Annotated in this window: 11 protein-coding genes; 2 read left to right on the top strand and 9 right to left on the bottom strand. The window is 38.6% G+C overall.

Features of this window, described 5'->3' with window-relative positions; translation table 11 throughout:
- Positions 1-3: 3 nt before the first annotated feature.
- Positions 4-675 carry an SRPBCC family protein gene (locus tag GFH32_RS00340; protein ID WP_153509188.1) on the bottom strand — a complete coding sequence of 224 codons (672 nt, stop codon included), beginning with the start codon at positions 673-675 and terminating at the stop codon, positions 4-6.
- A 318-nt stretch (positions 676-993) separates the two neighbouring features.
- Here GFH32_RS00340 and GFH32_RS00335 point away from each other — a divergent pair, with 318 nt between their 5' ends.
- Positions 994-1,731, top strand: a complete 738-nt coding sequence (locus GFH32_RS00335) for a nucleotidyltransferase domain-containing protein (protein ID WP_153509187.1) — start codon at positions 994-996, stop codon at positions 1,729-1,731.
- A 3-nt stretch (positions 1,732-1,734) separates the two neighbouring features.
- Positions 1,735-2,469, top strand: a complete 735-nt coding sequence (locus GFH32_RS00330; protein WP_153509186.1) for a metallophosphoesterase family protein — start codon at positions 1,735-1,737, stop codon at positions 2,467-2,469.
- 15 nt (positions 2,470-2,484) lie between these two features.
- Here the strand turns inward: GFH32_RS00330 and GFH32_RS00325 are convergent, their stop codons facing one another.
- The 8 genes from GFH32_RS00325 to GFH32_RS00295 form a co-directional block, all read right to left on the bottom strand.
- On the bottom strand, positions 2,485-2,913 hold the full coding sequence (locus tag GFH32_RS00325; protein WP_153509185.1) for a metallophosphoesterase family protein: 429 nt from the start codon (positions 2,911-2,913) through the stop codon (positions 2,485-2,487).
- Positions 2,914-3,175: 262 nt separating this feature from the next.
- Entirely contained in the window at positions 3,176-3,430 is a 255-nt protein-coding gene (locus tag GFH32_RS00320; protein WP_153509184.1) for a hypothetical protein, read from the bottom strand.
- Positions 3,431-3,568: 138 nt separating this feature from the next.
- Positions 3,569-3,874 (bottom strand): YciE/YciF ferroxidase family protein, encoded by a 306-nt coding sequence (locus tag GFH32_RS18260; RefSeq protein WP_262884796.1) that lies wholly within the window; start codon positions 3,872-3,874, stop codon positions 3,569-3,571.
- Positions 3,875-3,894: 20 nt separating this feature from the next.
- Complete coding sequence (locus GFH32_RS18255; RefSeq protein WP_228384174.1) at positions 3,895-4,146, bottom strand: hypothetical protein; 252 nt, start codon at positions 4,144-4,146, stop codon at positions 3,895-3,897.
- A gap of 146 nt (positions 4,147-4,292) precedes the next feature.
- Complete coding sequence (locus tag GFH32_RS00310) at positions 4,293-4,976, bottom strand: DUF421 domain-containing protein (protein ID WP_153512962.1); 684 nt, start codon at positions 4,974-4,976, stop codon at positions 4,293-4,295.
- Between the two features lie 953 nt (positions 4,977-5,929).
- Positions 5,930-7,699, bottom strand: a complete 1,770-nt coding sequence (locus GFH32_RS00305; RefSeq protein WP_153509183.1) for a RagB/SusD family nutrient uptake outer membrane protein — start codon at positions 7,697-7,699, stop codon at positions 5,930-5,932.
- A gap of 12 nt (positions 7,700-7,711) precedes the next feature.
- Positions 7,712-10,960 carry a SusC/RagA family TonB-linked outer membrane protein gene (locus GFH32_RS00300; protein WP_194285655.1) on the bottom strand — a complete coding sequence of 1,083 codons (3,249 nt, stop codon included), beginning with the start codon at positions 10,958-10,960 and terminating at the stop codon, positions 7,712-7,714.
- 768 nt (positions 10,961-11,728) lie between these two features.
- Positions 11,729-12,949 carry a site-specific integrase gene (locus tag GFH32_RS00295; protein WP_153509182.1) on the bottom strand — a complete coding sequence of 407 codons (1,221 nt, stop codon included), beginning with the start codon at positions 12,947-12,949 and terminating at the stop codon, positions 11,729-11,731.
- Between the last annotated feature and the right edge of the window lie 141 nt (positions 12,950-13,090).

Raw genomic sequence — 13,090 nt, 5'->3', positions numbered from 1 at the left:
TCGCTAGAACGTATAGTCAGTACCTGAATTAAGCAAAACGCTAAAATCTCTTAAAAAGTTGTGCACTCGTCGTCTGACAATATGTCTCAACCCACTAAGCGCTAGGTCTCCTAGTTTCCCGCCCGGTGGTGTATAACTGAATACAAAATCCATCACAGTAACTCCCGGCACTACGCCCTCCCGCAATTCGATCCGTCCGGTGAAATATATAAAAGCATCTTGACGAGCGGACCATCCCAAGAACTCATTTTCTTTTTCCTTCACGACAAATAATTCTGTTATAAAGGATTTGCCCAATATTTCGCAATGCATCTCCCAATGTTTCTTTTCAATATCGAGCGCTTTCACTCCTTTCAGCCAAGGCAAAAGTTGCTTCATATTTCGTAGATCATGAAAAAATGAAAATACATATTGGGGCGTACGCTGAATGATAAGCTGCTCTTTAAAATTAACCTGACCGTGATTTGTATTAAATCGATGCATAATTGACAAAAATGGCACCCTGCCCGTAGCACCGATATAAAGTAAAACGCCTCCAGAAGCCAACCGCCAAAGGGACAGAGGTCTTTTATTACTGCTCCTTAATAATCGCTGACCTGCATACAACGCCAGCAAGCGTAGCAACTCATCCTGCAGACTTTCATTTCTTGACTTGATTAGACTTTTAATTTCCATAACGAAGTGGACTTATGAAATACAATACTTCTTAAACAACTGGACAATAGACCTGTTAACCACAAAATCAGCACTAGTATTCGAAATGCTAGTACATCCCCTGATCCACATAAGCAACACCAATAATGCGACAATGGAGAGGATTAACCAGAGATACCAACCTGAACTCTTATTTCGTTTAACATTCGAATGTGCCATACTGCTTCTTTCTATGAGTGAACAGGCGTATTCTAAAAAGGTTTACCCACCTTAGATCCTGACCATTTAAAACGGCCAACAACGAAAATGAGAACCAATTGTTCATATAAAAAAATAAATATGACGGATAGTGAAAGACTGGAAGCAACATCCTTCTATAAGGACGTATTGTTACTGCTCCACGAAAGCGAATACGATTATATGCTTGGCGGAGCATTTGCGATGTACCACTACGCTGGCATTTATCGCGATACTAAAGATTTGGATATATTCTGCAAAAGCAGTGAATACCCCAGAATACTTAAACTTTTTGAAAATGCAGGCTATCAGGTCGAGCTGACGGATGTTCGCTGGCTAGCCAAAGTAATTAGAGGTGCATATTTTATCGATATTATTTTTGATAGTGTCAATCACATATGCACCGTTGAAGATAACTGGTACGAGCGCTCGGCCGAAGGTATTCTCTTTGACATCCCCGTTCGCTTTATCCCTGCCGAAGAGCTGATATGGTGCAAGATGTACGTGCAAAACAGAGAACGCTATGACAATGCAGACATCAATCATATACTACTACAATACGGACAAAAATTGGACTGGGACCATCTTCTCTACCGATTGGATGGGCATTGGCATTTGTTACTTGCGGCACTATTGATCTTTCAATTTGTGTATCCTGCAGACTATCGGGATATCATTCCCAAAAGAATTTTTGACGAACTATTAGCACGGGCCAAAGAACAGTATGACTTGCCACCACCTCGTGAAAAAGTATGTAGAGGTCCTCTTATCGATCAAACGCAGTACCAAGTAGATATTAAAGAATGGGATTATAAATCGTATACGATAACCACAATTTAAAAAATGGAAAGAACTAAAAAAAGAATAGCAGCGATGGCGGATATCCATGTAAAATCTACCGATCGCGGTATCTGGAGAGATACTTTTGAGCTTTTAAATGCAGAAGCAGATATTTTGGTCATTTGTGGAGATCTCACCGATACCGGGGATGAGGATGAAGCTAGCGTACTGGGCGAGGCTTTGAATAGTTTACATATACCCGTGATCGGCGTATTGGGCAATCACGATTTTGAAAAAGGAAGACAGAAGATAATCAAGCAAATACTTACTGAGCACAAGATGATACTGCTCGACGGGGAATATGCGGTAGCGGGTGATATAGGATTTGCAGGCACAAAGGGCTTTGGCGGTGGGTTTGACCAGTTTATGCTCTCTGTATTTGGCGAGGACATGATGAAGCAGTTTGTCCATGAAGCAGTGAATGAGTCTTTGCAGCTTGATCGTGCGCTTACCCGCTTGGAGCAAGAACATCCAACTTTGCCTAAGGTTGCCCTACTCCACTATGCTCCAATAAGAAACACTGTAAAGGGTGAGCCCGAACAGCTGTATCCGTTTTTGGGCTCTTCACATCTTGGAGAAGCTTTAAATAGGAGAAACGTTGCTGTTGCCTTTCATGGTCATGCGCACGGCGGAACGGTATTTGGACAGACCTCAAGTAATATACCAGTTTACAATGTTGCTCTGCCTTTACTTAAAAACCAACAATTGGGTAAACACTATATGGTGATAGAAGTATGATGAATTGACAAAAATTCAAAAGACCTCTATAACTCCATTTCCGACGATAGCAAATACCTGATTGTAGGCTGTGTTCTTTAGGATATGAAGCCCCGTCCACCGACCAAAAGCTGGAAGTAGAAATACATTATCTTGCAAGACGAAACAAGGCAAACGAAACAATTGTCTCCCGCGCCTCTGGATCTGTACACCTGGATGAAGATGTCCTACTATATTCATGGTATGGCGAGGAATATCCGGTATAACCTCATGCGATAGAATAAGACGATCTCCAAGCTGTAAGTAATCTACCACTTGGAGTGGAGACAGGGTCAATACCGCTTTAGGAAGAATATCATGATTGCCCTTGGTTAGAATAAATGATATATCCTTAAATTGTTGTAGATATACAACAAATTCGTCCCATTCGCTATTCCAAGTAGAATGAAAGAGATATTCGATCATGCGAAAATTGATATTTATAGTGAGCAAACGGACAAAGGGTGGTATACTTCATAAAAGACAACGGTATAGGTATTCATCCGAATTTAACAAAAACTTATGTATTTTCAGTAGATCGAGTAACACCGCGGAACATCAGGATACAGGTATCGGCTTATGCCTCGCAAAACGCATTATCGAGTGATACGCAGTAGGCATTAATGTGTCCAGAACAGAGGGCACTAGTTCGTCTCTGCTTCCTAAACAAGGTGTAACGCCGTATAAATCAGTCTTCGGTCGCATAGCTGATGATCTCATGCGAATCTTTATGTCTAAAACTTATCGAAAGATGATCTTCAAGCCCATGCAACTTCTCGTAGATGAGACTCTCCGAATACCAGCATTCAAGCTCCTTTAAAGCTTTTAAAACCTGATCGCCATCGCTATACTCACCGAATAACACTTCACTATGTGTTAGTTTATCGCGCGCTTCTACACGTTTAATTATTTTGATATTTCTATTGGTGACCACTTGTTCCATCTCTGGCTATATCTAAAATTAAAAAATAGACTGCCCTATAATATATAATAAAAAAGAAGAACATATGTTGTGCTGGGCAGCCTCTACCTGTAAACCTCTACTCGGCTTTCGCATTGAGATTGGTATCCGCTATACTCGTCAATAACTCGTCGCATTTTTTTCTTCTTTCAAGGTCTGCATCAATAATTTGAGCGTCTGTTCATGTTCTAAGACTTTAGCAAAAGCAGCAAGTGTGCCATATGTTGCAATCTCGTAATGTTCTACCTTTTGAGCGGCCGCGATAATGCCAGCATTGCGTACTGCTCCAGATTGCGTTTCTTCCATGATACTGATCCCTTCCTCAATCAATCCTCCCATCGCATCGCATTTCTGCGTCTGCGCCTTCTTATCGATACTTTCAAAACACGCTTTCAAACCCTTTACATGTCTTTCTGTCTCTTTGATATGTTGGGTAATAGCTTTTTTCAGCTTCTCAGACGTAGCATTTTCTCCATCTTTGGAAGTGCTTTCAAAAGTGCCTTTTTAGCCAATAAAATCTCCTTAAGACCGTCTCCAGATAGATCCTGCAGATCCTTTGCTAAATCAGCTTTTGCCTTTACCTTTGCGCTTGTAGCGTTCGTATTAGTTTTTTCCTTCTTCATATTCAAAGTGGATAACTCTTTTGCTCCTGTCTTTGCTTTAGAACCTGTAGTTGGAGTCTTTGTCAGACTTTTCATCGTTGTTGCCATAATATGATATAATTTAAGGCTTTAGCAGCCATGATCAATCGTTGAACAACACTGTGAGATGAACGTTGCCCCCTACCAATCAAAAAGCGTACTATTTGCTTAACATTACGTACAAACACCTATGATACGTCCTATTAACTGTACCTCTGGATATTAATAGCTATGGTCCAATTGTCCTTGCCACAACGCCTGCATTGTGGCAATGCTTTGTTTAATTCGTGTTCGACAACTCCACAATACATGCAGGCGAAAGGGCCCTCACTGTTGGCAATATCAACTTTTATATAGCTTGAGGGGAACAACGGAAGGCCGTATCGCACTTCTTCATCAGCATAAAAAAGTACACTCAGTGTCCCATCGATTTCCAACACGCCTTCGCGCACCTGTCCAAGATGCTCCACATTCAAGTTTCGGAGTTCGGAGAAGAACTCCATTTTTGAAAATTCACTATCATTTTCATGTTTAATATCAAACATGCCGTCTTGTACCACTTGCAATACCTTTCCTTCCAACAGATAGGTTACTTTTTGAGAGCGAGATGCGAGCCAAGTCACCAATTTATAAACCAGGATCACGCATGTAAAGACGATGACAGCATATACAATTGGTATATCGCTCTGAAACATGGGATCACCAGCTGCAGAACCTAGACTAATGATAATGGCAACTTCAAAAACTGTCAGCTGGCGAACACCGCGCCTGCCGGACAAACGGAGGATGGTAAGAATCAGCAAAAACATAACTACTGTGCGTATAGCAATTTCTCCTAGAAAAATCATCTCCGAATCGCGGCCAATAATATCCTCCAAATCGATCATACAAAAATCACATAAAAAGAAAAAGGTTATGCTTCTTGAATGAAAAAACATCTCCATTTGCACACACTAAACTCCTGACTCACATAACTGTTAGTGGGAGTCCAGCGCACTACCTATTGTTGATTTTTAATTGTTGTTTCGGACATAGAACAATCCTAGCCAATAATAGTTTCAATTTTTTTGTTTTTAATACCACTTCTATTTCCAATATGCTAAATGTCACAACAAACTATCTTAATAAGTACATAACGGACCATACTAATGAGTACGATTAGTGTAGAAAAAAGACTCGAATGCACAACTGAAAATTTTTACTTTGATTAATAAGTACTAAAGTTATAATGATTATTTCACAGCAGTCAATAGATTGATAAGACTTGCACAGAGTAAACCTATAATAGGACGATACATAGTCAAAATAAAAAATGTCTTGGTCAATGACAAAGGCATTTTTATTTATTCAAACTCCATTAAGATTATAACTCCACTTTTTTCAGAAAAGGCTCTTAACATTACACTAATTGTTAGTTCAACCCTTTTTCTGATACGACTTTTTCACGCATCTTGCCCACCCTAATCACGTCCAATAGGGCGAGGAATTGCTATAGTTCTTTATCTTCTTCAATGGGTTTCATTTGATTGGCTTAAAAACGTTCTATTACCTGTCCCAAGACTGTGCATGAGGAAGGTGGCCAAGCCCTTTAGCTACAAGTTCTCTTTATCTAAAGTTATAATCTTGAGCAGAATAACGATGTCCTACTGTAAAGGACTCATCAAAAGCATTAACAGCGAAAAGTATTCATGTATAAGCAAGGGCCGCCCTCGTGTCGTCTATAGCTAATTGGAAGGAAATGAATTTCAGTTAGATTCTATCGCCTATTAACCGGATAAAAAAACACCTCCAGAAATTAAATTTCTAGAGGTGTTAAAATTTGAGTTTATCTGTATTTATTCTATTCCATGGTAGGATTGAAGTCTCCACCCCAATCTTTGTTCTGCAAAATTTTAGGGTTACGATCAATAATTGACTGACCTATTGGGAAGAAATAATAGGTATTAGGAACTTCCATGACCTTTACTCCATTTTTGGGAACCTGTAAGACACTGTATTTAAAATTTGCCTCTTTAAGTTGATATGTCTTAGCTAATTCAGCAGCTTGTTTTATATCCATTTCTGTACCATTGGAATTGATGGCTACAGCTTCAACACCGTGTTTTGTTGATTTATCTAGTAGGTTTAGTTTTCGGCTCCTTCTTAAATCCCAGAAACGATGTCCTTCAAAACATAATTCGATGTTTCTTTCTGCTAGAATAGCTTCACGCATTTGGTCACGAGAATTTGCTGAGATTCCGTATTTCCCATCAGTTCCCGCTTCAATGCCTGCACGTTTCCTTAATTGAACAAGCATGTCTAGGGCTGTTGTAAAATCTCCCGTTTCATTTGCTGTTTCAGCATAGTTCAACATAACTTCAGCTAAACGCATTAACACAAAATCAACATCATACTGTGTTTCTACCTCCGTTTGTTTTAGAGATAATTTGCTGTTCTTCAAAATAAAGAAGCCACTGTAGCGATCTTGATTAGTCGAGTTGATACCGGCTGCTGGGTTGACGCCAAAGTTATCTAATGCATCGGCAATTCCTAACGACGTATATTGACGTTTTCCTGCCTTCCCAGAAACTTCGTAGATTTTCCCATTCCAAACAATGGATTTATCAAATCTTGGATCTCTGTTCAACCAATAAGATTGTAAGAATTCTTCATCTGATTTATGGTATTTCCCTGATGCATCTGTATACAGTTTTCCATCTTTCATAGGGAATTCTTTAACAAAATCCCAGGTAGGAACAGAACTTGCAGGACCACGGCTTTCAAATCCTGGTCTAACTCCATTGTCCCAGTTTCCAACTTTGTTTGGGTATGCGTTAATAACAGCAAATACTACTTCGGGACCTTTTTCAATTAAGGTTATATTTGAATAGTCAGCGGTTAGGCTATAATTATTCTTTTTTAATTGATCATAAGCCATTTTATTAGCTGTATGTGCCTCATTCCAGTATGCATTGTTATATGGATTTGAGGGGTTAAATTGTGGGGATGCCTTATACAATAGAACTTTCGCTTTAAAAGCTGCAGCAAAGTTTCCATCTATCCTCCCATAATTCGCAGAGGATTTTTCTATGGTCTCTGGCAATAATTTGATAGCGTCATCCAAATCTTTCACCAAAAGATCGAAAGTTTCTTTTGTTGAGTTTCTTGGCGTATTTAAATCATCTGTTTCTGCATTTTGTGGAACAGTAATGTACGGAATACCTCCATATTGTTTCAGCATATCAAAATACACAAATGCTCTAAGGAAATAAGCTTCTCCTAAAGTTCTGTCCTTAATATCTTGGGTTAAATTCGCGCTCTCTTGAACCTTTTGGATAGCCGTGTTTATTTTTCTGATGTTTGTGTAGTTCCAGGTCTTAAAAGCACCAGTTGTTGGTGCAATAGTATTTAATTGAAAGGGTATTCCTACCAGTTGCTCACTGTAGGAGTCTTGTCCTGAGCTCCAGTTTCCGAATACCGTATAAAGGTTAGCCATATAAGCATTAACCAAGTTAGGATCCTGCCACACTTTATCTTCATCCAGCGACTGTAAATCCTCTATATCCAGCACATTCTTACATGAGGAAAATAGAGCTGAAAGTCCCAATGCTATTATTAATATCTTTTTCATGATTAATTCCGATTAAAATTTAATGTCCAATCCAAATGTAAATGTCTTCATTAATGGGTATGAGTCATAATTCAGCTGTTCGGGGTCATGAAACTCCGTCATTGGCGAAAAGACAAATAAGTTTGTGCCATTGAAGAATACATTGATGCTGTTCATTTTGATTTTTTCTGTGAAACTTGTGGGTAACTGATAGGCAACATTCAAATCTTTCAATCTGAAGAATGACCCGCTACGCATCCAAAAAGAGGATGGATCGGTCCCTGATTCTGCCCAGTTGTAACCAACTGGTCTTGGATATTGTGCATTTGGATTTTCGGGTGTCCAAACATCTCCAGCCCAAATTGGGTAATACGGACGGAATGTTCCACCATGCTGACGCATACCACCTCCCTCTTGGTTTGAAATCATACGATCATATTTAAAAACACCTTGAAACAACACATTCACCGAAATGCCTTTCCATGAACCGTTCAATCCCAAACCATAGTCCCAACGTGGGGAGTTGTTTGTTGATAACAGAACTACGTCATTTCCGTCGACTTTACCGTCAGGAGTTTCAGAATAACCTTGTCCGCGAACATCTTCATATAAAATCATTCCCAAATAGGGATCTCTACCATATGTTTTGAAACCTGAAGCAAGTAACTGATCAAGTTGTTCTTGGGTTCTAACAATTCCTAAGGAATTAAAACCAAATAACATGTTTGCAGGTTGGCCAATTCTAGATCTAAAATGTTCTAACCCTCCTGCTGCATAGGCCGCTGGTTCATCAAATACATCCCATTGATCGACAGCATAGCCTAAATTTCCTGAAATACCATAAGCTACTTCTCCTATGCGGTCATTCCAATTCACAGAAAGCTCACCTCCTTTATAACTCCTTGCAGCATAGTTTTCGGGGGCTAAAGATCTACCATAAGTGTCTGGTAACAAAACTGTCCTCGGACCTAAAATGTGTGTCTCTGCTCTTTTGAAAACCTCGATTGATCCATTCAATTTATTGTTGATAAAACCGTAGTCCAACCCTAAATTGTAACTTTCCGATTTTGTCCAAGTAATATTTGGGTTTGGAGTCGATCCATAAGCCAAACCATTGTAGTAACGGTCACCGAAAATGAATCCTGTTGTCGTTGCATACTTCTCAGAAAAAGAAAAAGGGTTGATCGCATTTCCATTGACATCAAGGTAGTTTCCTGTAGCTCCATACGCAAAACGAAGTTTTAAATCAGAAACTTTATCCTTTATACCCGCAAAAAATTCCTCTTCTGAAATTCTCCAAGCAGCGGATACTGAAGGGAAGAAACCAAAGCGTTCCTGTTCTGGAAATAATGCGGCACCATCATAGCGGAAGGAGCCCTCTAAAAGATATTTACTTCCATAGGCATAATTAAAACGGCCAATAACCGATTGTCTTGCGTCTATTCCTTCCCAACCATTAGTTGCCCTAAAATTACGGTCCGTTGGATAAACATGCATTTGGTCAAGTGGCGTAATTGGACTTTGGGCGGTTGAAGTAATATTCGTAAATCCCTTCTCTCCCTGTTCAAATACTAAGGTTGCACCAATGTCGTGCTTGCCAAAGGTTTGAGCATAATTCAAGAAAAAGTTCATCTGATACTCCCATCTGCGTTGCGTATAGTAATCCATAAACGGATTTTGCTGACTGAAAGTAAAGATATTTATACGGTCTTCCGAAGGGGGGGCAGGAATAAACGGATTGCCATCTGGATCCAATGAGGTAAAAGTATAGTTCTTTTGGAAGCTCATATAGCGCTTTCTCAGATAATCTTCACCGATATAACTACCCACAAATTTTGTTGATAGACCAGGAACCAATTTGTCCAGTTTTAAGTTCAACGACAAGATTGGATTTACTTGCCTAACTTTACGGTCAATGTAACGATCACCAATGACTTGATCGATTACGTTCCATGCCTGCCAACTACCCATTGGGGTTTGTACAGGGAAAGCAGTTGGTGTATTACTTGGAGTTCCATCTTGCGTTAGATAGAAAGGATACATTTTTGGCCAGTTGAAGGTCACACGATAAAAATCAGATACATCAAAGTCGTCGTCATTAGATGATGTGCTAAACGGCCAATAGAAACGATTGGAATTTTGTTGATTGGCTGAAATATTAACATCCACACTGAATGCATCCGTAATAATTGCCGAAACATTGGATCTTAAATTGAATTTCTGGTGATCAACTGATTGATAAGACCCATTTTCATTCCTGTAACTTAATAAATTATAGTAAGTGATTTTTTCACTTCCCCCAGCTACGGAAATTGACTGTCGGTTACTGATTGGATTTCGCCATATTACGTCATTAACGCTATAATTTTTGTCTTTAAAGTAATCAAACTCTTCCTGTCCATTTGGTTTTGGCAAGCCTTGAAATTCAGCGACCCTATTTTGGTAAGTAAGTTCGTCTGTTGCTGTCGTAAGGTCCGCTAATGGTGTCATGGTCGGATTACTTACCGCAATATTGCTTTGGAAATTGAATTCAGGCGTTTTTACTGTTCCTTTTTTGGTGGTCACAATAACAACCCCATTTCCTGCACGTGTTCCATAGACTGCTGCTGCCCCTGCGTCTTTCAGGAAGGACATCTGGTCTACTTCATTTGCTTCTAAAGCATCAAACGCAGCTTTATCACGGACAATACCGTCTATGACAAACAAAGGCTCTGCAAAGCTCCCCCTGAATCTGATCTTTGAACTAGCCCCTGCTAATCCTGAGGTTCCGGTTACTTTAACGCCAGGAGCACGGCCAGCAATTGCATTGGAAAGGTTGGACGGGGAAACATTCTTTAGTGCATCGCCATTCACTGTGGAAATTGCTGAAGTAATGTTTGCTCTTTTCTGAGTGCCATAACCAATAACAACAACTTCATCAATATTTGCATTGTCAGTCAGTAATGTAACATTGATTGCGGCATTGGATACAGTGATTTCTTGTGTTAAATAACCTAAGTTTCGAATAATGATGGTTTCGCCTGTATTGGCATTGATGGAAAATTCACCCTTCGCATCGCTACTTGTTGCTCGTGTGGTACCCTTAACTAATATTGTTGCTCCAACGATCGGATTTCCAGCATCATCTTTTACAGATCCGGTGATGGTGTTTTGCTGTACAACAACTACTGTAGAGGCAAAATTCCCTTTTTCTGCAAACACTTCCGGGGAGGAGCTCAACAAGCACACCGCAAGCATCGACAAGGACTTTGCCCCCAAAAAAACACGTTTTTTTTGAGTCATGATAGTAATAATTGATAGTTAATTTGGTCGCCTTTTTTATTAGGCGGATTAAGTGTTTGTTTGTTTTAGGTGTTTTTCTGGATTAAGTTTTTTCTATTTCATTATTTTTAGATTTAGTGGATACTTATTGATTATTAATCAAATGTAATTGATAGAAATTTATCTACAAAATGATATATAGCATTCAAAAAAAATCTAATTAGGTAAAAAAATAACTTTTTGAACATGGATTACTTTTGGAATTACTAGTTTCTCATGTTTTATGAGATAAAAAGGGATTTTGTTAGGGAAATCGTGTTATTCCAAAGCGTAAGATCTAGAAACTGTTTAAATTAATATTCAATTTTTAACCTTTTGAATTATTTCCATCGCAAATGGCTTTGCATCATATTTTCGCTCAAACAGCACATGATATTCCCTTCTGCCTCTTATTTGGCTCTTTCATCGTCATCACACACACATATCAAGCTCAGTTACCATGGTGTGGAATCCTAATCGTGAAAAGAACAATATACTCTCCTCAAATTATTGAGTATTAAAATTTATGAAAATGTTAATATTCTTAGTAAAATCAAACTAATTATCTGAATGAAATGTGTCTAAGTAAAGAATTTTGGAATACTCCAAAATATCAAACGCACATAAATTACCACTATTTTAGAAAGGAAAATTCAAATAGAAACATATTGATTGTCACGCGTTTAAATATTGTGCATTTCCGATATTGAAAATATAATCTAGAATTACTAATTATCAATTTTATATACATTAGAAATCAATACCCAGTTTCGTTACTAACTCTTCCATATCCTTACTGATTCTATTATCCAGTAATTTCGCGTAATGCTGGGTTGTGCGTATGTCAAGATGGCCGAGCATCTTAGAAACCGTTTCAATCGGTACCCCATTTGAAAGTGTCACTGTGGTTGCGAACGTATGTCTTGCAATATGAAAGGTTAGCTCTTTTGTTATTCCACACAGATCTGCTATTTCTTTGAGGTAGCTATTCATTTTCTGATTGCTCAATATGGGCAATAATTGTCCGTTAGATTTACTTGGAGGATAATCTCGATATAACTTTAGGATTTCAAGTGCCTTTGGAAGAATAGGAATAGATGAAAGTGTATTTGTCTTTTGTCTGTTGATCTTTATCCAAAATCTATTATCAATACCGACCTCAATATTGCGTTTGGTTAATTTTGATACATCCGCATAGGAAAGTCCCGTATAACAGCAGAACACAAATATGTCCCTGACATGTTGGAGCCTTAGAATCTCCAGCTTTTTGTTTACGATTCGTGTTAATTCGTCTCTGTTCAGGTAGGATTTCTCCTTAGGCTTAGCATTTGTCTTATAAAACTTGAAAGGATTTGACGTAATCCATTCATGCGCTAGACTTAGATTAATAATCTTTCTTAGATGCTTCATGTATTTAGCAGCTGAAATATCAGAGCATGCTTTTTCAGTTCGAAGATAGTATTCATACCCAACTATAAATGAATGGTCAATTTTATGGAGTTCAACATCGGAAGCAGAAAATTCCTTTGCTATATAGCTTTCTAAATGTGAATGGGTCGTCCTGTAACCTTTTAAGGTATTTTCCCTAAAACCATTGCCAAGCAAGGAATCCATTTTAAGATTATGATCTCTTAGAACCGACAATAATGTCTTTTGGTTTTCTGCCTTCCCTGTAATTTTTAATTTAAGGAGTTCAATGGTAGGTATTTCTCCTAATTTCAAGATTTCAAGGTGGAGAGCAGCAACTTTCAGATTCAACATTTCCAGATAACTGTTTAAAGTCTTGACCTCCTCAGTATTGCCTTTAGATCGATTTGCTTTGGAATTCCACCGACTTGGGTCACAACTCTTTCCTGTGGAGATTTCACATACTGATCCATCGATCGTAATTCTCATGTAAATGGGCTTAGCTCCATTCACATAATTCTTTGGTTTCTTCAAGTAGAAGAGCAAGGAATAATTTGTACTCATGACTTAACATTTAAACGTGTAACAAAATTAGCCTTGCAGCAAAAACACATCAAGATGTCAATCTATAGAACATGTTGAAAATCAGCGAATTGAATTCGCTTCAGTGAGTGCTTCAATCAAATTTAATGACTCACTGAATGA

It is taken from the genome of Sphingobacteruim zhuxiongii, from assembly GCF_009557615.1.
GTDB classification, from domain to species: domain Bacteria; phylum Bacteroidota; class Bacteroidia; order Sphingobacteriales; family Sphingobacteriaceae; genus Sphingobacterium; species Sphingobacterium zhuxiongii.
This window is presented reverse-complemented; position numbering and strand designations above follow the sequence as displayed.

Excerpts from the sequence above, each read along its gene's own strand:
- GFH32_RS00340 (WP_153509188.1), bottom strand. The coding sequence starts at position 675 with ATGGAAATTAAAAGTCTAATCAAGTCAAGAAATGAAAGTCTGCAGGAT.
- GFH32_RS00335 (WP_153509187.1), top strand. The coding sequence starts at position 994 with ATGACGGATAGTGAAAGACTGGAAGCAACATCCTTCTATAAGGACGTA.
- GFH32_RS00330 (WP_153509186.1), top strand. The coding sequence starts at position 1,735 with ATGGAAAGAACTAAAAAAAGAATAGCAGCGATGGCGGATATCCATGTA.
- GFH32_RS00325 (WP_153509185.1), bottom strand. The coding sequence starts at position 2,913 with ATGATCGAATATCTCTTTCATTCTACTTGGAATAGCGAATGGGACGAA.
- GFH32_RS00320 (WP_153509184.1), bottom strand. The coding sequence starts at position 3,430 with ATGGAACAAGTGGTCACCAATAGAAATATCAAAATAATTAAACGTGTA.
- GFH32_RS18255 (WP_228384174.1), bottom strand. The coding sequence starts at position 4,146 with ATGAAAAGTCTGACAAAGACTCCAACTACAGGTTCTAAAGCAAAGACA.
- GFH32_RS00310 (WP_153512962.1), bottom strand. The coding sequence starts at position 4,976 with ATGATCGATTTGGAGGATATTATTGGCCGCGATTCGGAGATGATTTTT.
- GFH32_RS00305 (WP_153509183.1), bottom strand. The coding sequence starts at position 7,699 with ATGAAAAAGATATTAATAATAGCATTGGGACTTTCAGCTCTATTTTCC.
- GFH32_RS00300 (WP_194285655.1), bottom strand. The coding sequence starts at position 10,960 with ATGACTCAAAAAAAACGTGTTTTTTTGGGGGCAAAGTCCTTGTCGATG.
- GFH32_RS00295 (WP_153509182.1), bottom strand. The coding sequence starts at position 12,949 with ATGAGTACAAATTATTCCTTGCTCTTCTACTTGAAGAAACCAAAGAAT.